Raw genomic sequence first — 16,638 nt, forward strand, 5'->3', positions numbered from 1 at the left:
AAAATCACCCGGCGCAGGCGCGCAAAAAACGCCTGCGTGCGACGCGGCGCGTCCGCCCGATAACCACATCCTAGAACGGAATGATTACCCATGTCTGAATTCGCCAATGAGGCCGGCATCTGGGCCGCCCGCATCACCGGCGCCGTGGCGGGCGCGGGTGTGTCGCTCGTTTATCTCCTGCCGAAAAGCAAACGCGAGGCCGCGAGCCGTTTCATCACCGGCGTTTCCTGCGGCATGATCTTCGGCGGGCCTATCGGCCTGTGGATCGTGCAGCAGCTCGATATCGCCGGCGCGCTTTCGGGCCGGGAAATCATGGTGGCGGGTTCCGCCGCCGCCAGCATGGGCGCGTGGTGGGGGTTGGGCGTGCTGGTGCGCATCGCCGACCGTTACGGTGCGCGCCCGCGCGCCTGACACTTCCTTCACATCGCAGGAGTTTTCCATGCACGTTTATCGCGGGCCGCGTCCCGCCACGCGCAAATTCGCCAATCTGGAACTGCGCGGCATTGCCAGCGACGGCACCTTTTCCGGTTATGCCAGCGTTTTCGGCGAGGTCGATCTCGGTCAGGATGTCATCGAGCGCGGCGCTTTCCGCCGCTCCATCGAGGAGCGGGGCGCAGCCGGCATCCGCATGCTCTACCAGCACGATCCGGCCGAGCCCATCGGCGCCTGGCGCACCATCCGCGAGGACGAGCGCGGCCTTTATGTCGAGGGCGTTCTCGCCCCCGGCGTCGCCCGCTCCCGCGAGGTGCATTCACTGATGAAGACCGGGGCGCTGGACGGGCTGTCCATCGGATTCCGAACGGTGCGTTCCGGCAAGGCGGCGAGCCACGGCGTCCGGCGCATCCTGGAGGCCGACCTCTGGGAAATCTCGGTCGTGACCTTCCCGATGCTGCCCTCGGCGCGCGTTTCCGACGTCAAGCATGCTCGCTTCTTCCGCGACCGCGAGACCGAGCTGGTGCGCACCATGCGCCGCGCCGCCCGCGCGCTGTTCGACACGACACCCAAACGCTGACTTCCGGACAATCACCAACAAGGAAACGACATGACAGACCAGATGACGAAACCGGCCCTGATGACCGTCGCGCCGCAGGTAAAGGCCGTGCCCGATACGGTGACGGCGGCCTTCGATGAGTTCATGGAAGCCTTCGAGGCCTTTCGCGAGACCAACGACCAGCGGCTTGCCGACATCGAGCGCAAGATGGGCGCGGATGTCGTGACCCGCGACAAGCTCGACCGTATCGACAGGGCGCTCGACGACAACCGCCGGATCATGGACGATCTGGCGCTGAAAAAGGCGCGTCCCGCGCTTGGCCGCAAGGATGCGCTTTCCCACGATGCCGAAGAGCACAAGGCTGCTTTCGAAGCCTATATCCGTCGCGGCGAGGAGGGGGCGCTACGCGATCTGGAGGCCAAGGCCTTTGCCGGTTCGACCGGGGCCGATGGCGGTTTTCTGCTGCCGAACGAGACGGATGGAGAGATCGGCCGGCGCATGACGGCGATTTCGCCGATCCGCGCGCTGGCGACCGTCCGGCAGGTTTCCGCCGCCGTGCTGAAGAAACCCTTCTCGCCCGGCGGGATGACGACCGGCTGGGTTTCTGAGACGGCGGCGCGTCCGCAAACGGCAACGCCGCAGCTCGCCGAGCTTTCCTTCCCGACCATGGAGCTTTACGCCATGCCGGCCGCGACTCAAGGGTTGCTGGATGATGCGGCAGTCGATATCGAAGCCTGGATCGCCTCCGAAGTGGACATTGCTTTCGCCGAACAGGAGGCCGCCGCCTTCATCGCCGGCGATGGCGCGAGCAAGCCCAGGGGTTTCCTCTCCTATGCCGCCGTCGCCAATGATGGCTGGAGCTGGGGCAATATCGGTTATGTCGCGACCGGCGTTTCGGCCGGATTCGCCTCGGCCGGGCCGATGGATGTGCTGCTCGATGCCGTTTATGCGCTGAAGGCCGGCCACCGCCAGAACGGAACCTTCCTGATGAACCGAAAGACGCAAGGGGCGTTGCGCCGCTTCAAGGATACCAGCGGCGCCTATCTCTGGCATCCGCCCGCCGCTGCCGGCCAGCCGGCCTCGCTGATGGGCTTTCCGGTGACGGAGGCGGAGGACATGCCGAATGTGGCGGCCAACAGCTTCGCCATCGCCTTTGGCGATTTCCGCGCCGGTTACCTCGTCGTCGACCGTACCGGGGTGCGCATCCTGCGCGATCCCTATTCGGCCAAGCCCTATGTGCTGTTCTACACCACCAAGCGCGTGGGCGGCGGCGTGCAGAATTTCGAGGCGATCAAGCTGGTGAAATTCGGGGTGAATTGACCGCCCTTTCTTCTCCCCGCCGGAGAGAAGATGCCCCGAAGGGGCAGATGAGGGGGCAAGCTCTCTGAACACATCTACCCTTGCCCCCTCATCCCGCTGCCACGGACTTCTCCCCTTCGGGGAGACGAAACAAGCGGTGCCCGCTCGCCAATGCGACTACCTTTCTTCCGGAGACCCCATGACCTATGCCCTCATTCATCCGCCGCAGGCGGAGCCGCTGACGCTTGCCGAGGTGAAGGCGCATCTGCGTCTCGATAGCGGCGATGAGGATGCGCTTCTTGCCGCGCTCATCCGCACCGCCCGCGAGCATCTGGAGCGCACGACAGGGCTTTGCCTCCTCCGCCAGACCTGGCGGCTTTATCTTGACCGGTGGCCGCAGGCGGGCGTGATTCTGATTGGTAGGACACCGGTGCAAGCCATCGAAACGATTCTGGTTTTTGACGGTGACGGGCGCTCGGCGGATATCACCGCCGGGGAAAAATTGCTCGATGGCGCGGCGCGTCCCGCAAGACTGTGGCTGCGCGATCCGCCGGCCCCCGGACGGGCGATGAACGGCATCGAGATCGATTTTATTGCCGGCTACGGCGAAGCGGGAACGGATGTGCCCGACACGCTGAAACGCGCCATGCTGATGCATGTGGCGCAGATGTTCGCCTTTCGCGGCGCGGTCGCCCCGGAAAACCAGCCCGCCGCCATTCCCGCCGGTTACGAGCGGCTGGTGGCGCCTTTCTGCCGTCTGGGGCTTTGAGACATGAATCTTGTTTTTCTCGATCCCGGCAAGTTGACGGCGCGGCTGGAACTGGACGTGCGGACCGAAACGCCGGACGGGCAGGGCGGTGCTGCCGAAAGCTGGAATTTCCTGCGGTCGCTCTGGGCTGCGATCGAACCCGTTTCGGAGGCCTCCCATGAACGGGCCTCGGCCGAGGGCGTGACGATCACCCACCGCGTCTGGCTGGCTTACCGCGGCGACATCGCCGCCGGCATGCGCTTTCGCAAGGGCCGCCGCATTCTGGCGATCCGGGCGGTGATGGACCCGGATGAGACACGCCGGTTCATCGTCTGCCGCTGCGAGGAGGAAAGCCGATGAGCGCCGCAAACCTGCTTCTGCAGGCAATTTTCGCAAGGCTCGGCAGCGATGCGGCGCTGACGGCGCTTATCCCCGGCGGCATCGTCGACCGGCTTCTGCCGCGCCCGGTTCTGCCGTGCATCGTTATCGATGATCTCGAAAGCCGGAACTATTCGACGGCGACGGAAAGGGCCGAGGAGCATTTCCTGTCGCTGCAGATATGGAGCGACGCCAATGGCCGCAGGGGTGCCGGCGAAATCGCCAACCGGGTGAAGATCCTGCTCGATGATGCCGCGCTGCCGATTGCCGGCGTCTCTCTCGTCAATCTGCATCTTCTTTCCAGCCGCTCGCGGCGCGAGGCGAAGACACGGAATTTCATCGCGGAGATGCGCTTCAGGGCGGTGACGGAGTAGCGCCGTTTCAGGAGCCCTGCCTGCGCACGGTTTTCCACAGAACGATCAGCAGCAGAAACGAAATGCCGATCAGCACGGAGGCGATGGTGAGCATGGCGGATACGCCGCCGCGATCGAGCGCCACGGTGAAGATGACCGGCGCCACGGCAATGGCGAGGTTCTGCGGCAGGGAGATGCGCGCGGCCTGAAGCCCATATTCTTCCGGCGAAAACACAGCCAGCGGCAACACGGCCCGGCTGACGGTAAGCACGCCGGCGCCAAAGCCGAAGAAAACGATGAAACCGATGAAGGCGGGCATGGCCGGAGCAAAAACGAGCAACAGCAGCAGGGAAAAGAGCAGCAGACAGAAGCCGATCATGGCGGTGAGGAAGGGGTTTCCGCGCTTCCCGAGCAGGAAATCCAGCCCGCGCGCCGTAATCGCAAGGACGCTGCGTGCCGATGCCAGTTGCACCGCAAGCGATTGCGTTGCGCCGGCCTGAACCAGAAGCAGCGGCAGAAGCGGTGACAGGCCGAAGGTCGTAAACGCGCTGATCGTCGTCATGGCGGCCAGCAGCACGAAGGCGCGCCGCGTATCGACCGGTGAGGGCGACATCGCCGTCTCTTCTTTCGGCTTTGCCTCTTTTCGGGCCGGCCGGCCGGGAAGCACGAAAAGATAGAGCGGCAGCAGGATGAAGATTTGCAGACAGGCATAGGCGGCAAGCGTGCCGCGCCAGCCGAGATGCTGATCGGCAATGGTGGTGACCGGCAGGAAAACCGCCGCCGAAAGCCCGGTGAACAGCATCAGCAGCGTCAAAAGCCGGCCGCTTTCCGCGCCCACGCGTTCCACCACGGCCGCATGGGCCGCCGTCGTCAGGCCGCAGGTGGCGGCAAAACCCATCACGGCCCAGCCGAAGAGATAGCTCATCGCCCCGCCCGCAAAGGCGAGCACGGCAAAGCCGGCCGCGAAGAATACCGAACCGGCCGCCAGCACGGGCGTCGCGCCGTGGCGCATCAGCATTCTTCCAAGCAGCGGGCCGCACAGGGCGCTGATGGTCATCATGATCGTGAGGCCGGCGAAAACCACGCCATTGGTGATGGCCAGTTCCTTGCCGATCCGTGGCCCGAGGACGGCCAGCATATCGAAACCGCTGCCCCAGCTCACGATCTGCCCGACCGCAAGCACGCCGATAAGGCGCGCGCGAGACGTCAGGGGGGCAGCGTCGGACATGGTGAGATCGCGGGGTGCGAGGTGCAGGAACGCTTTTGGTAGCAGGCCCGTCGCGACCCCGCAACAGCAATCGAGACGAAAGGAAACAACATGGTGGCTCAGAAGGGCAAGGACCTGCTGCTGAAGATCGACAATGCCGGTTCCTACGCAACCGTCGCGGGGTTGAGGACAAAGCGGCTGGCCTTCAATGCGCAGGCCGTCGATGTGACGGATGCCGAAAGTGCGGGGCGCTGGCGGGAGCTTCTTGCCGGCGCCGGCGTGCAGCGGGCATCGCTCACGGCCTCCGGCATCTTCAAGGATCAGGCGAGCGATGCGCTGGTGCGCGGCGCATTTTTTGCGGGCAGCATTCCCGGCTGGCAGATCGTCATTCCCGGTTTCGGCATCGTTACCGGGCCGTTCCAGATCGTGGCGCTCGAATATTCCGGCCGTCACGATGGCGAGGTGCAATTCGAGATCGCGTTGGAATCGGCCGGTCTTCTCACATTCGGAGCGCTGTGATGGCTGAGCGTTTGCGTTACGGGCGGGCGAACCGCCATCGCGGCGAGATCGAGGCGCTGATCGACGGCGAAAGGCGCGTTCTCTGCCTGACGCTCGGGGCCTTGGCCGAACTCGAAACCGCCTTTGCAGCCGACGACCTCACCGCGCTCGCCGAACGTTTCGCGAGCGGCCGCATGAAGGCGGTCGACATGATAAGGGTGATCGGCGCGGGCCTGCGCGGCGCGGGCAATGTCTTTTCCGACGAGGATGTGGCCGCTGCCACGGTGGAAGGCGGCATGGCCGGCCATGCCGCCATTGTCGCCGATCTTTTGACCGCCACCTTCGGCGGCCTGAAAGGCGAGACGCCGCCGGACCCTTGAGCGCCGCAGCAGGCGAGGCGACGCCGCGCCCGTTCCCCTGGGAGGCGGCGATCCATGCCGGCTTCTGCCTGCTGCGGCTCTCCTCAGAAACCTTCTGGCGGCTGACCCCGCGGGAATTCTTCGCGATGACGGGCGGCAACGCCGTTCTCCTCGGCCCCGACCGTCAGGCGATGGAGGCGATGATGCGGCGGTTTCCAGACAGGTAACGGCGTCAGGGCATTTTTCGCGGACGGCCGCCCTTGGCACCGTTCGCCCGACTGGCTGCCGTCTTGGCCGGAGAGCGGGATTGCCCGCCCTTGCGCTGTGTTTCCATGAATGTGCGGCTGCCGAAAATACCGTTCATCAGGCCGCTGATCGTATAGTCGACATCGAGGGTTTCCCAATGCAGACCCGTCTCGCCGAGCAGTTCGACATCCGCAAGCTGTTCGGCGGTCGCGTCCTGCAAGCCTTCGAGCGCTCGCGCGGGGAACATGAAGCAGGCGCCGTTGGCGAAATCGACGATGACACGGGCCGAGGCCGTTTCGAAACGCACGGAAACCGGAATGGGGCGCTCGGCGCGCTCTTTTTGCCAGCGTTCCTTGGCGGCGGCGAGTTCGGCATCGCTGACCTCAACCATGATATCGTCTCCAGGTTTCCATAAACAGCTTCCGGTTTTCCTCGATGACGGCGACGGCGCGCCGCACATCCCGGTCCGACATGCCGCCCTGTGTGAGAACGACGAGGCTGACGATGTCGATACGGGCTTCACCCTCTCCATAGACATGGGCATGCGGCGGCTCGTGATCGGCCGTGTAGATGACAAAACGCATGCCATGCTGGCGGAGAACCGTGACCATGAGAACCATAACCCAAGAAGTTGGGTTTTAAAAGAGTGTGGGTTGAAGCAGCGGTTTTTGAGAGCTGTTTCAGCACCATGCATTCCTCGGTTGAATCAGAAAGGCAAGCGCGATGGCGGGCGAAGGATCGATGGCGGAGAACCGGGAAGAGGCGGAGGCGCTGTCCGAGGTGATGGGCGATCTTGAGCGCCGGTCCGAGCGGTTCGGCGCGGCCCTGACCTCGGCCCTGCAGGCGGCGACGGCGGGCGGCAAAGGGCTGGACGATGTGTTGCGCGGGTTAGGGCAGCGGCTGTCCGGCATCGCACTTTCGGCCGGTCTGAAACCGTTGGAGGGCATGATCGGCAATGCCGTCAGCGGGCTTTTGAACGGCGGCGGTTCGCTGTTCGCTTTTGCCGATGGCGGTGTGCCGGGACGCGGCATCACGCCCTTTGCCGATGGCGGCGTCGTTTCCAGCCCCGCCTTTTTTCCGATGGGCGGCGGACTTGGTCTGATGGGCGAGGCGGGGGCGGAAGCGATCCTGCCGCTGAAGCGCGGTTCGGATGGTGCTCTCGGCGTTGCCGCGCCGTCCGGCGGCGGCGGGGCGCAGATCGTTTTTAACGTGACGGCGACGGATGCTGCGAGCTTTCGGAAAAGCGAAGGCCAGATCGCCGCCATGCTGGCGCGCAGCGTCGGGCGCGGCCAGCGCGGATTGTGACCCACGTTTCAAGACCACCGAAAAGAATCCAGGAACAACGACATGGCGGCATTTCATGAAGTGCGGTTTCCGCTGCGGCTCGCGCTCGGCGTCAGCGGCGGCCCGGTGAGGCGGACGGATATCGTCAACCTGTCCAATGGCCGCGAAAGCCGCAACCAGCGCTGGAGGAACGCCAGACGCAGCTATGACGCCGGATCCGGTATCCGCTCCGTTGCCGATCTTTATGAGGTGCTTGCCTTTTTCGAGGCGCGGCGCGGCGAGCTTTACGGCTTTCGCTTTCGCGATCCGGTGGATTTCAAATCCTGCCCGCCGGGAGAGACGCCCGCCGCGACCGATCAGAGGATCGGGACCGGCGACGGGATGACGGCCCGTTTTCAGTTGCTGAAGACCTATGCCGATGCGGGCGGCTCCTTTGTGCGGCGGATCGAGAAACCGGCCGAAGGCTCGGTCATGGTTTCGGTCGAAGGGGTAAAGGTCGAAGCGGCTGATGTGGCGGTCGATCATGTAACCGGAATGATCGTGTTCCGTACGGGGCGGGTGCCGCCCGCCGGCGCCGCGATCCGCGCCGGTTTCGAATTCGACGTGCCGGTCCGCTTCGGGATCGACCGTATCGACGTGAACCTGACCGCTTTCGAGGCGGGCCGTATTCCCTCCATTCCACTGATGGAAATCCTGCCATGAAAACCATTCCCGCCGCCCTTGCCGGGCATCTCGGGCAAGATGCGACGACCACATGCCATTGCTGGAAGGTGACACTGAAGGACAGTGCGGTGATCGGTTTTACCGATCATGACGAGACGATATCGTTTGCCGGCACCTCCTACCTTGCCGCCAGCGGCTTTTCGGCCAGCGATAGTGACGGCGAAACGGGACTGGGCGCAGGCGCCGGGGAGGTGGCTGGCGGTTTTTCGAACGAGGCGATTGCGGAGGGCGATCTGGCCGCCGGGCGTTTCGATGGGGCGAGGGTGGAGCTTTTCCTCGTCAACTGGCAGGCGCCTGACCAGCATGTGCTGCTGAACAGGCGCGAGATTGGCGAGGTGACGCGGGCCGGCGGGGCGTTTCGCGCCGAGCTGCGCAGCCTTGCCCATCGCCTCGGCCAGCCGCAGGGCAGGGTCTATGGGCGGCGCTGCGACGCCGCCCTTGGCGACAGGCGTTGCAGTGTCGATCTGGCGCGCTTTACCGGGCATGGCCGCGTGGCGGCGGTGGACGCCTCGGGCGGCCTGCTCGTCTCCGGTCTCGATGCCTTTGCCGATGGTTTTTTCAGCCGGGGGAAGCTGCGTTTTCTGACCGGTCCGCTCGCCGGCAAGGGGTTCGATCTCGACGGGCAGGAGCGGCGTGACGGCGGGGTGCTTCTGTCCTTCTGGCTGCTGCCGGAACAGCCGCCTTTGCCGGGAGATACGTTTTCCGTCACCGCCGGCTGCGACAAGAGTTTTTCCACCTGCGGGGCAAAATTCGCCAATCATCTGAATTTCCGGGGCTTTCCGCATCTGCCGGGGGCGGATTTCGCCTATTCCTATGCGGCGGGCGGCGAGAGCCATGACGGCGGGGCGCTGTTTTCATGAGCGATCCCGGCGAAAGAGTGCTGGCGCTCGCCGAAGGCTGGATCGGCACGCCCTATCGGCATCAGGCCTCGTTGAAGGGTGTCGGCTGCGATTGCCTCGGCCTCATTCGCGGCATCTGGCGGGACCTTTACGGCCACGAACCGGAATTGCCGCCACCCTATGCGCCCGATTGGGCCGAACGCGGCGGCGAGGACCGGCTGATGGCGGCGGCAAAACGCCATTTTCCGGCGGTGGCGGGCCTGGAAGAGGCAAGGTCGGGAGACCTGCTGCTATTCCGCTGGCGGGCCGATGCGGCGGCCAAGCATCTCGGCATTCTGGCCGGTCCGCAGCATTTCATCCATGCCTATGAACAGGCGGCGGTGGTGCGGTCGGCGCTGGTACCCGGCTGGCGGCGGCGCATCGCCGGCGTCTTCCGTTTTCCCGATCCCTGATTTTTCGAGGCAAGCATGGCGACAATCGTTTTTCAGGCGGCGGGCGCGGCACTCGGCGGCATTTTCGGTCCTTTGGGCGCAGTGATCGGCCGGGCGGCCGGAGCGCTGGCGGGCAATGCCATCGACCGCACGCTGCTTTCGAACGGGCGGACGGTAACGGGCGCGCGGCTCTCGACCGCGCGCATTCCCGGCGCGGATGAGGGCGCGGCGATCAACCGGCTTTACGGCGCAGCGCGGATCGGCGGCACGCTGATCTGGGCGACGCGCTTCGAAGAGAGCGTGGAGGTGCAGCGGCGCGGCGGCAAGGGCAATCGCGGCCCGAAAGTGGAGACCTTTCGGTATTTCGCCAGCTTTGCCATCGGCCTGTGCGAAGGCGAAGCGGCAAGGGTGCGGCGCGTCTGGGCCGATGGGCGGGAGCTGGACCTGAGTGCCGTGGAGATGCGCTTTTATCCCGGCAGCGAGACGCAATTGCCCGACCCGCTGATCGAGGCGAAGCAGGGAGCGGGCAATGCGCCGGCTTTTCGCGGACTGGCCTATGTGGTGTTCGAACGCCTGCCGCTCGACGGCTTCGGCAACCGCATTCCGCTCATGCAGTTCGAAGTGGTGCGGCCGGTCGGCCGGCTGGAAAAATCCGTCCGCGCCATCACCGTCATTCCGGGCGCCACCGAGCACGGTTACGCCCCCGCGCAGGTTTGCGAACGCACGGGGATCGGTCAAAGCCGCATCATGAACCGCAACGGCCTGACCGCTTCGACCGACTGGGGTGCCGCGATCGACGAGTTGCTGGATCTGTGCCCCAATCTTGAGAGCGTGGCGCTGGTGGTGAGCTGGTTCGGCACGGATATGCGGGCGGGGGAATGCCGCATTCTGCCGGGCGTGGAAGTGGCCGGCCGGGATGGGGAAACCATGCCATGGTCCGTCGCCGGCCTTTCGCGCGATGAGGCGCATCCTGTCAGCCATCATGGCGGCGGCCCGGCCTATGGCGGCACGCCGAACGACGAAAGCGTGTTGCAGGCGATAGCCGATCTCAGGGCGCGCGGCCTTCGGGTGTGCCTTTACCCCTTCGTGATGATGGATGTCCCCATCGGCAATGGTCTGCCGGACCCCTATGGCAAAAGCGAGCAGGACGCCTATGCCTGGCGCGGGCGCATCACCTGCTTTCCCGCACCCGGCAGGGCCGGCTCTGCGGATCGCAGCGCGGGCGCAAGGGCGCAGGTTTCCGCCTTCTGCAACCGCGATGAAGGCTATCGCCGTATGGTGCTGCACTATGCGGCACTGGCGGCCCGGGCGGCCCAGGCGGGGGGAGTGGATGCCTTTCTGATCGGCTCGGAGCTGCGCGGGCTGACGTCGCTCAGGGACCAGAACGACGCCTTTCCCTTTGTCGGGGAATTGCTGCGGCTGGCGGACGATGTGCGGGCGATATTGGGGCCGGCGGTGAAGCTGACCTATGCGGCGGACTGGAGCGAATATTTCGGCCACCAGCCGGCGGACGGCTCGGGCGACGTGTTCTTCCATCTCGATCCGCTCTGGGCGAGCCCGAATATCGACGCCATCGGCATCGACAATTACATGCCGCTTTCCGACTGGCGTGACGGGGATGCCGCAAACGGCAATCCGGACGGCATGACCGGCCCGGACGATGTGAGCGCCTTCCGCCGCACTATTACGGCGGGGGAGGGGTTCGACTGGTATTATGCCAGCGATGCGGACCGCGCCGCGCGGCGGCGCACGCCGATTACCGACGGGCTGAAGGGCAAGCCATGGGTGTTCCGTTACAAGGACTTGCGCAACTGGTGGGGAAACCTCCACTACGACCGGGTGCGGGGTGTGGAGAAAACAACGCCCACGGCATGGGCGCCGCGCTCGAAGCCCATCTGGTTCACCGAACTCGGCTGCCCGGCGGTGGACAAGAGCGCGACCCGCCCCAATGTCTTTCCAGATCCGAAATCGGCGGAAAACGCCTTTCCCTATTTTTCCCGCCGCAACCGCGCCGACAGCCAGCAGCGACGGTTTCTGGAGGCGCATCTCGACCATTGGGGAAAGGGCGATACGGCGATGGTCGATGCAAACCGGGTCTATCTGTGGACCTGGGATGCACGGCCTTTCCCCGCCTTTCCGCAGAATGGCGCGGCATGGAGCGATGGGGCGAACTGGCGCACCGGCCACTGGCTGAACGGGAGGCTGGGCACGGCAACGCTCGCCGATGCCATCGCCGCCATCCTCACCGATCACGGCTTTTCAGACTTCGACGTTTCCGCCGTCAGCGGCGATCTGGGAGGTTATGTGCAGGGCGACGTGACCTCGGCCCGCAACCTCTTGGAGCCGCTGATGGCGGCGTTTCAGGTGGATGTGACGGAAGATGGCGGAACCCTGCGTTTCCGCTCCCGCAATACGGCGGTCTTGCCGGTCCGGGATATTGCCGTGCTGACCGATCTGGAAGACGAGCCGCTCTGGTCGGAAAATCGTGGCCATGACAGCGATTTCGCGGCTGAAGCCGTGCTGACGTCTTTCAACCCGGCGCTGGATTACGAGCAGGCAAGTGTACGGTCCCGCCGCATCGACAATGCCGGCAGCCGGGTGATGCGGCTCGATCTCAACGCTGCCCTGCCTGCGGAAACGGCGGAAGCCGCCGTCGAGGCGTTGTTGCGCGACAACCGGCAGGCGCGGCGCAGCCTGCGCTTTGCTCTGCCGCCTTGCGATATCGCGCTTGAACCGGGTGATTGTATCCGCCTGCCGGAAGGGGCCTTTCCGCAGGCGCCGGCAGGGCGGTTTCTGGTCAGCCGGATCGAGGACGGCGCGGTGCGGCAGGTGGAGGCGCGGGCCTTTTCCGCGGCCTCTCCGGTCTTTGCCGGCGGCGCGGAAGAACGGCGCAGCAGCGGCGCAAGCGGAGCGGAAGGTTTCGCGCCCGAGATGCTGTTTCTCGATCTGCCCTACCATGACGGCGCCGCGCCGGAGGATTCGGCGCGGATTGCGGCGCTTGCAAAGCCCTGGCGGCCAATCGTCATTTCCGCGTCGCCGGGCAGGGAAGGCTACCGGCAGCGCGTGCTGCTGGACCGGCCGGCGATGATCGGCGCGCTGGCAATGCCGCTAACATCGGGCCCTTCCGGCCGTTTCGACCGGAAAAACACAATCCTCGTCGATCTGCCCTTCGGCGAGATATCGTCGGCCGGGGAGCTTTCGGTGCTGAACGGCGAGAACCGTCTTGCCATCAAGGCGGCGAACGGCGTGTGGGAGATCGTCGCCTTCGCAAAGGCCGAGGAAATCGCACCCGCACGCTGGCGGCTTTCCGCTCTTCTGCGGGGGCTCGCCGGCACGGAAGACGCGCTCGCCGCAGGCGCGCCGAAAGGTGCGCCGGTGGTGGTTCTGGATGCGGCGGTGCAGCCGCTCGGTCTTGCCGCGAGCGAGCGCGGGCGACGCCTGAACTGGATCGCGGAAGCCGCCGGAATGGCGGGCGCGCCGAGCGGTCCTTTTGCCTTCGAGGGCGGCCTGCGGGCGCTGACACCGCTCGCGCCGGTGCATCTTGCCGCCGAGCGGCGCGGCGACGGCGTTTTCATCAGGTGGAAACGCCGGGGCCGGGTGGAGGCCGATAGCTGGGATGCGAGCGACATCCCGCTGGACGAGCCCTTCGAGCTTTATCGCATCGAGGTGCTGGACGGTGAGACCGTGCGGCGCATGGCGGAGGTTTCACAACCCTTCTGGTTTTACCCCGCCGCGGACGAACTCACAGATTTCCCGGCTTTACGGGATCACATTTCCGTGCGTGTCCGAATGCTCGGCCGCGCGGTGCCCTCGGGCGTGGTGGCTGAGACCATCCTCCCGATCTGACATGTGCCTGAAAAACAACGCAAAGGATGAGACTATGGACAGTACCAAAGCATGGTATCAATCACGAACGATCTGGGGCGCCCTGGTCGCGGTTTTCGCACCGCTTTTCAGCATCGCCGGCCTTGATCTGCCCGCCGGTCTGCAAGGAGAACTTGCGGACGGGCTGGTGACGGTTGCGGGCGGAATCGGTGGTCTGGTCGCACTTTACGGCCGTCTTTCGGCGACCAGCGCCATTCGCTGACAGCGCCCGCGACGACGCCGTTCCCGCCTGGCGCCCACGCGGCGGGGGCGGCATTCATTTGCCATTCAGACGCTTTGCGCTACATATTCGGTCAGAATACGGTTCGAGACGCACCCGGTTTTTTGGAAGTTTGTAGAATGGCATCACCTCTCATCATCGCGACGCTTGCAGCCGGGCTTTCCGGTTTCACGGCGCCCGAGGCTGATCTGCAGGGCCATTACATTCTGGCGGCGAGCGATTGCGGCGCAGCCGTCGCCCGCGTCGTGCGCGAAACCGGCGGTCAGCTGCTTTCGGTCTATCCTTCCGGCGACGGTCAGTCCTGTGTCGTCACGGTTCTCGTCCAGGGCAATGGCGAACGCCCGCGCAAGGTGACGATGCGCGTGCCGATGTAGCTTGCCCGCATCGCCGAAATATCGGAAAACAATCCGACACATTTAGCATGACCGGCGACGCGCCTGCGGGCCGGGATACAGGAAAGGGCGGACAATGCGTATTCTCGTTGTTGAGGACGATGCCAATCTCAATCGTCAGCTGACCGATGCGCTGAAAGAAGCCGGTTATGTCGTCGATCAGGCATTCGACGGCGAGGAAGGCCATTATCTCGGCGATACCGAGCCCTATGACGCCATCGTCCTCGATATCGGCCTGCCGCAGCTCGACGGCATCACCGTCGTTGAAAAATGGCGTGCGGCCGGCAAGGCCATGCCGGTGCTCATCCTCACCGCCCGCGACCGCTGGAGCGACAAGGTCGCCGGCATCGACGCCGGTGCCGACGATTATGTGACCAAGCCTTTCCATGTCGAAGAAGTGCTTGCCCGCGTGCGCGCGCTCATCCGCCGCGCCGCCGGCCACGCCTCTTCCGAACTGGTGTGCGGACCGGTCCGGCTCGACACCAAGTCTTCCAAGGCGACCGTCAACGGCACGACGCTGAAGCTCACCTCGCACGAGTTCCGGCTGCTGTCCTATCTGATGCACCACATGGGCGAGGTCGTCTCGCGCACGGAGCTGGTCGAACACATGTACGATCAGGATTTCGACCGCGATTCCAACACCATCGAGGTGTTTGTCGGCCGTCTGCGCAAGAAGCTCGGTGTTGATCTGATCGAGACGATCCGCGGTCTCGGTTACCGGATGCAAGCGCCGGCAGATGCGAAGTAATTCCCTCACCGCCCGCGTTCTGCTGCTCGCCTCGCTCTGGTCGGTGCTGGCGCTGGTGGTGATCGCCGTCGTGATCTCGACGCTTTACCGGCAGGGGGTGGAGCGCAGCTTCACCGATCTTCTGAGGGCGCAGCTTTATAACGTCATCAATTCCGTGACGATTTCCAACGAGAACACGCTGGCCGGCAGCCCGCAGCTCGGCGATCTGCGCTTTTCGCAGCCCGATACCGGCTGGTACTGGGTTGTCGAGCCGCTCGGCAATTTCCAGACCGCGCCGCTGGTATCATCGTCGCTCGGCGTCTCCACTTTGCCGGTGCCGAGCATTCTCGATGCGCCCTTCGACAACCGCTATGAGCGCTTTTATGCCGTCACGGACGAGGCCGGCAATCAGGTGCGCGTGGCGGAAACGGAAGTGGTGCTGGATGGCGAAGGGCGCGCGGCGCGTTTCCGTGTCTCCGGCAATCTGAACGTCGTGGAAGACGATGTGCGCGATTTCTCCAACAGCCTTTATCTGGCGCTCGCCGTTTTCGGTGTCGGCAGTCTCGTCGTCAACGGTCTTGCCATTCTCTACAGTCTGCGGCCGCTCGATCAGGCTCGCGTCGCGCTCGGCAAGATCAGGGGCGGGGAGGCGGAAAGCCTCGAAGGCGAATTCCCGCGTGAAATCCAGCCGCTCGCCAATGAGGTCAATGCGCTGATCGACAGCAATCGCCGCCTCGTGGAGCGCGCCCGCATGCAGGTCGGCAATCTCGCGCATTCGCTGAAGACGCCGATCGCCGTTCTTCTGAACGAGGCCCGCACGCTGGAGCCGCAGCATGGCGATCTGGTGCGCGCGCAGGCCGACGCCATGCAGGCGCAGGTGCAATCCTATCTCTCCCGCGCCCGCATCGCCGCCCAGCGCGGCTCCATCCTTGCCCGCGTGGAAGCGGAGCCGGCGCTGGAACGGCTGGTGCGCGTGATGCGTCGCCTGAACCCCGACAAGCAGTTCGTGCTGAATTTCGAGCAACCCGGCGCGGTACTCGGCATGGAGCAGCAGGATCTGGAAGAGGTCGTCGGCAATCTTCTTGAAAATGCCGCGCGTTTTGCGCAGACGCGTGTGGTCATCACGCTTGCGACCGGCACGCACCCATCCTCCGATGCGGAAATTGCCCGTCGCTCCTGGGTGGAGCTGACGGTGGAGGATGATGGGCCGGGGCTTGAGCCGGAACAGATCAGCGAAGCGATGAAGCGCGGGCGGCGGCTGGATGAGAGCCGGCCGGGCACGGGCCTCGGATTGTCGATCGTTTCCGAGGTGGTGTCAGAGTACCATGGCCGCTTTTCGCTGTCGCGCAGCGCCATCGGCGGGCTGAAAGCCGATCTGATTTTGCCGGGCCTTTCGAAAGAGCTTGCGTGAGGCAAGAAAAAAGGCAAGAAAAAAGGCAAGAAATTCAATGGCACTATATTGGGTGCAATGCGGTAGGAAAGAGGACAGGGTTTGGTTGACGTGTATGATGGCTGCCGCTCCGTGACAATGCGTTCGCTGGTGTCACGCCCGGCACTTCTCTCGATCCTGTGCGTATCGATGCTGAGCGCCTGCACCACCACGGGTACCCGCCCGGCGGGCGGCGGCCTGTTCGGCCGCTCTGCGCAGCCCTCGACGCCGTTCCTTGCCAATCTGGAAGGCGGCATTGTCGGGAGAAGCGGCGTGCAGCTCGACAGGGGAGACCAGACCAAGGCGCTGGAAGCCGAATACAAGGCGCTGGAAACGGCCCCCGTCGGCACGCCTGTGTCGTGGACCGGCGATGACGCCAAGGGGCAGGTGGTCGCCAATGCGCCCTATCAGGTCGGCAACCAGAATTGCCGGCAATATTCGCACACCCTGACGGTTGACGGACGCGAAACCAGGGCGCGTGGTGCGGCCTGCCGCAATGCCGATGGAAGCTGGTCGCCGCTGACTTGAAATAGTTTGACGTAAATCAAGGTCACGGGCCTTTTGCGATGACAAGAAGAGGCATGGCGGTGCAGCCGGGAGATGGCCTGCGGTGCGGCGTGATGTCTCAA

22 protein-coding genes are annotated in these 16,638 nt (G+C 64.8%); 19 read left to right on the forward strand and 3 right to left on the reverse strand.

The features are described from left to right. The first annotated feature begins 90 nt into the window (after positions 1-90). The 6 genes from L904_RS04640 to L904_RS04665 all read left to right on the forward strand — a co-directional run bounded on the left by L904_RS04640 (position 91) and on the right by L904_RS04665 (position 3,790). Positions 91-411 (forward strand): DUF6107 family protein, encoded by a 321-nt coding sequence (locus L904_RS04640; protein WP_020808622.1) that lies wholly within the window; start codon positions 91-93, stop codon positions 409-411. Positions 412-439: 28 nt separating this feature from the next. Next, the gene (locus L904_RS04645) at positions 440-1,012 is read left to right on the forward strand and encodes an HK97 family phage prohead protease (protein ID WP_020808623.1); all 573 of its coding nucleotides are present in this window, start codon (positions 440-442) and stop codon (positions 1,010-1,012) included. 30 nt (positions 1,013-1,042) lie between these two features. After that, positions 1,043-2,311: a phage major capsid protein gene (locus L904_RS04650; RefSeq protein WP_031233365.1), complete on the forward strand. Its 1,269-nt coding sequence runs from the start codon at positions 1,043-1,045 to the stop codon at positions 2,309-2,311. Positions 2,312-2,489: 178 nt separating this feature from the next. After that, positions 2,490-3,059 (forward strand): head-tail connector protein, encoded by a 570-nt coding sequence (locus L904_RS04655; protein ID WP_020808624.1) that lies wholly within the window; start codon positions 2,490-2,492, stop codon positions 3,057-3,059. A 3-nt stretch (positions 3,060-3,062) separates the two neighbouring features. After that, the gene (locus tag L904_RS04660; RefSeq protein ID WP_020808625.1) at positions 3,063-3,398 is read left to right on the forward strand and encodes a phage head closure protein; all 336 of its coding nucleotides are present in this window, start codon (positions 3,063-3,065) and stop codon (positions 3,396-3,398) included. Further along, positions 3,395-3,790: a DUF3168 domain-containing protein gene (locus L904_RS04665; RefSeq protein WP_020808626.1), complete on the forward strand. Its 396-nt coding sequence runs from the start codon at positions 3,395-3,397 to the stop codon at positions 3,788-3,790. Before L904_RS04660 ends, L904_RS04665 begins: the two co-directional genes overlap by 4 nt. Before the next feature lie 7 nt (positions 3,791-3,797). Here L904_RS04665 and L904_RS04670 read toward each other — a convergent pair whose 3' ends face one another. After that, a complete protein-coding gene (locus tag L904_RS04670; protein ID WP_020808627.1) occupies positions 3,798-4,997 on the reverse strand; it encodes an MFS transporter in 1,200 nt (399 codons plus the stop codon). Between the two features lie 90 nt (positions 4,998-5,087). Between L904_RS04670 and L904_RS04675 the strand changes: the two genes are divergently transcribed. Genes L904_RS04675 through L904_RS04685 form a run of 3 tightly spaced genes read left to right on the forward strand, consistent with a single transcriptional unit; the run spans position 5,088 to position 6,060 of the window. Further along, positions 5,088-5,495: a phage major tail protein, TP901-1 family gene (locus L904_RS04675; RefSeq protein WP_003521219.1), complete on the forward strand. Its 408-nt coding sequence runs from the start codon at positions 5,088-5,090 to the stop codon at positions 5,493-5,495. Further along, positions 5,495-5,854 carry a gene transfer agent family protein gene (locus L904_RS04680; RefSeq protein ID WP_020808628.1) on the forward strand — a complete coding sequence of 120 codons (360 nt, stop codon included), beginning with the start codon at positions 5,495-5,497 and terminating at the stop codon, positions 5,852-5,854. Before L904_RS04675 ends, L904_RS04680 begins: the two co-directional genes overlap by 1 nt. Continuing rightward, the gene (locus L904_RS04685; protein ID WP_020808629.1) at positions 5,851-6,060 is read left to right on the forward strand and encodes a rcc01693 family protein; all 210 of its coding nucleotides are present in this window, start codon (positions 5,851-5,853) and stop codon (positions 6,058-6,060) included. Before L904_RS04680 ends, L904_RS04685 begins: the two co-directional genes overlap by 4 nt. A gap of 5 nt (positions 6,061-6,065) precedes the next feature. Here L904_RS04685 and L904_RS04690 read toward each other — a convergent pair whose 3' ends face one another. Then, positions 6,066-6,470, reverse strand: a complete 405-nt coding sequence (locus L904_RS04690; protein ID WP_020808630.1) for a DUF2442 domain-containing protein — start codon at positions 6,468-6,470, stop codon at positions 6,066-6,068. Further along, a complete protein-coding gene (locus tag L904_RS04695; protein ID WP_031233366.1) occupies positions 6,463-6,690 on the reverse strand; it encodes a DUF4160 domain-containing protein in 228 nt (75 codons plus the stop codon). Before L904_RS04695 ends, L904_RS04690 begins: the two co-directional genes overlap by 8 nt. Positions 6,691-6,802: 112 nt before the next feature. Between L904_RS04695 and L904_RS04700 the strand changes: the two genes are divergently transcribed. The 10 genes from L904_RS04700 (at position 6,803) to L904_RS04745 (ending at position 16,537) form a co-directional block, all read left to right on the forward strand. After that, positions 6,803-7,384, forward strand: coding sequence for a phage tail tape measure protein (locus L904_RS04700; protein WP_020808632.1), 582 nt, complete (start codon positions 6,803-6,805; stop codon positions 7,382-7,384). Between the two features lie 42 nt (positions 7,385-7,426). Beyond that, positions 7,427-8,065 carry a TIGR02217 family protein gene (locus L904_RS04705; RefSeq protein ID WP_020808633.1) on the forward strand — a complete coding sequence of 213 codons (639 nt, stop codon included), beginning with the start codon at positions 7,427-7,429 and terminating at the stop codon, positions 8,063-8,065. Beyond that, positions 8,062-8,946, forward strand: coding sequence for a DUF2163 domain-containing protein (locus tag L904_RS04710; RefSeq protein WP_020808634.1), 885 nt, complete (start codon positions 8,062-8,064; stop codon positions 8,944-8,946). Before L904_RS04705 ends, L904_RS04710 begins: the two co-directional genes overlap by 4 nt. Next, positions 8,943-9,377 (forward strand): NlpC/P60 family protein, encoded by a 435-nt coding sequence (locus tag L904_RS04715; protein ID WP_020808635.1) that lies wholly within the window; start codon positions 8,943-8,945, stop codon positions 9,375-9,377. Before L904_RS04710 ends, L904_RS04715 begins: the two co-directional genes overlap by 4 nt. A 15-nt stretch (positions 9,378-9,392) precedes the next feature. Continuing rightward, the gene (locus L904_RS04720; RefSeq protein WP_020808636.1) at positions 9,393-13,202 is read left to right on the forward strand and encodes a glycoside hydrolase/phage tail family protein; all 3,810 of its coding nucleotides are present in this window, start codon (positions 9,393-9,395) and stop codon (positions 13,200-13,202) included. A 34-nt stretch (positions 13,203-13,236) separates the two neighbouring features. Beyond that, positions 13,237-13,443: a hypothetical protein gene (locus L904_RS04725; RefSeq protein WP_035262738.1), complete on the forward strand. Its 207-nt coding sequence runs from the start codon at positions 13,237-13,239 to the stop codon at positions 13,441-13,443. A gap of 137 nt (positions 13,444-13,580) precedes the next feature. Beyond that, the gene (locus L904_RS04730) at positions 13,581-13,835 is read left to right on the forward strand and encodes a hypothetical protein (RefSeq protein ID WP_003497070.1); all 255 of its coding nucleotides are present in this window, start codon (positions 13,581-13,583) and stop codon (positions 13,833-13,835) included. Positions 13,836-13,929: 94 nt separating this feature from the next. Beyond that, complete coding sequence (locus L904_RS04735) at positions 13,930-14,601, forward strand: response regulator transcription factor (protein WP_003509815.1); 672 nt, start codon at positions 13,930-13,932, stop codon at positions 14,599-14,601. Continuing rightward, positions 14,591-15,991: a HAMP domain-containing sensor histidine kinase gene (locus tag L904_RS04740; protein ID WP_003521230.1), complete on the forward strand. Its 1,401-nt coding sequence runs from the start codon at positions 14,591-14,593 to the stop codon at positions 15,989-15,991. Before L904_RS04735 ends, L904_RS04740 begins: the two co-directional genes overlap by 11 nt. Positions 15,992-16,108: 117 nt before the next feature. Beyond that, complete coding sequence (locus tag L904_RS04745; protein WP_031233367.1) at positions 16,109-16,537, forward strand: membrane protein; 429 nt, start codon at positions 16,109-16,111, stop codon at positions 16,535-16,537. Positions 16,538-16,638 lie beyond the last annotated feature (101 nt).

This window comes from Agrobacterium sp. LY4 (assembly GCF_001526585.1).
Lineage (GTDB): Bacteria > Pseudomonadota > Alphaproteobacteria > Rhizobiales > Rhizobiaceae > Agrobacterium > Agrobacterium leguminum.

Bases quoted from the DNA above. Each gene is read 5' to 3' on its own strand.
- L904_RS04640 (WP_020808622.1), top strand. From the start codon at position 91: ATGTCTGAATTCGCCAATGAGGCCGGCATCTGGGCCGCCCGCATCACC.
- L904_RS04690 (WP_020808630.1), bottom strand. From the start codon at position 6,470: ATGGTTGAGGTCAGCGATGCCGAACTCGCCGCCGCCAAGGAACGCTGG.
- L904_RS04730 (WP_003497070.1), top strand. From the start codon at position 13,581: ATGGCATCACCTCTCATCATCGCGACGCTTGCAGCCGGGCTTTCCGGT.
- L904_RS04715 (WP_020808635.1), top strand. From the start codon at position 8,943: ATGAGCGATCCCGGCGAAAGAGTGCTGGCGCTCGCCGAAGGCTGGATC.
- L904_RS04735 (WP_003509815.1), top strand. From the start codon at position 13,930: ATGCGTATTCTCGTTGTTGAGGACGATGCCAATCTCAATCGTCAGCTG.
- L904_RS04680 (WP_020808628.1), top strand. From the start codon at position 5,495: ATGGCTGAGCGTTTGCGTTACGGGCGGGCGAACCGCCATCGCGGCGAG.
- L904_RS04740 (WP_003521230.1), top strand. From the start codon at position 14,591: ATGCGAAGTAATTCCCTCACCGCCCGCGTTCTGCTGCTCGCCTCGCTC.
- L904_RS04695 (WP_031233366.1), bottom strand. From the start codon at position 6,690: ATGGTCACGGTTCTCCGCCAGCATGGCATGCGTTTTGTCATCTACACG.
- L904_RS04650 (WP_031233365.1), top strand. From the start codon at position 1,043: ATGACAGACCAGATGACGAAACCGGCCCTGATGACCGTCGCGCCGCAG.
- L904_RS04710 (WP_020808634.1), top strand. From the start codon at position 8,062: ATGAAAACCATTCCCGCCGCCCTTGCCGGGCATCTCGGGCAAGATGCG.
- L904_RS04645 (WP_020808623.1), top strand. From the start codon at position 440: ATGCACGTTTATCGCGGGCCGCGTCCCGCCACGCGCAAATTCGCCAAT.
- L904_RS04700 (WP_020808632.1), top strand. From the start codon at position 6,803: ATGGCGGGCGAAGGATCGATGGCGGAGAACCGGGAAGAGGCGGAGGCG.
- L904_RS04725 (WP_035262738.1), top strand. From the start codon at position 13,237: ATGGACAGTACCAAAGCATGGTATCAATCACGAACGATCTGGGGCGCC.
- L904_RS04675 (WP_003521219.1), top strand. From the start codon at position 5,088: ATGGTGGCTCAGAAGGGCAAGGACCTGCTGCTGAAGATCGACAATGCC.
- L904_RS04655 (WP_020808624.1), top strand. From the start codon at position 2,490: ATGACCTATGCCCTCATTCATCCGCCGCAGGCGGAGCCGCTGACGCTT.
- L904_RS04660 (WP_020808625.1), top strand. From the start codon at position 3,063: ATGAATCTTGTTTTTCTCGATCCCGGCAAGTTGACGGCGCGGCTGGAA.
- L904_RS04720 (WP_020808636.1), top strand. From the start codon at position 9,393: ATGGCGACAATCGTTTTTCAGGCGGCGGGCGCGGCACTCGGCGGCATT.
- L904_RS04745 (WP_031233367.1), top strand. From the start codon at position 16,109: ATGCGTTCGCTGGTGTCACGCCCGGCACTTCTCTCGATCCTGTGCGTA.
- L904_RS04705 (WP_020808633.1), top strand. From the start codon at position 7,427: ATGGCGGCATTTCATGAAGTGCGGTTTCCGCTGCGGCTCGCGCTCGGC.
- L904_RS04665 (WP_020808626.1), top strand. From the start codon at position 3,395: ATGAGCGCCGCAAACCTGCTTCTGCAGGCAATTTTCGCAAGGCTCGGC.
- L904_RS04670 (WP_020808627.1), bottom strand. From the start codon at position 4,997: ATGTCCGACGCTGCCCCCCTGACGTCTCGCGCGCGCCTTATCGGCGTG.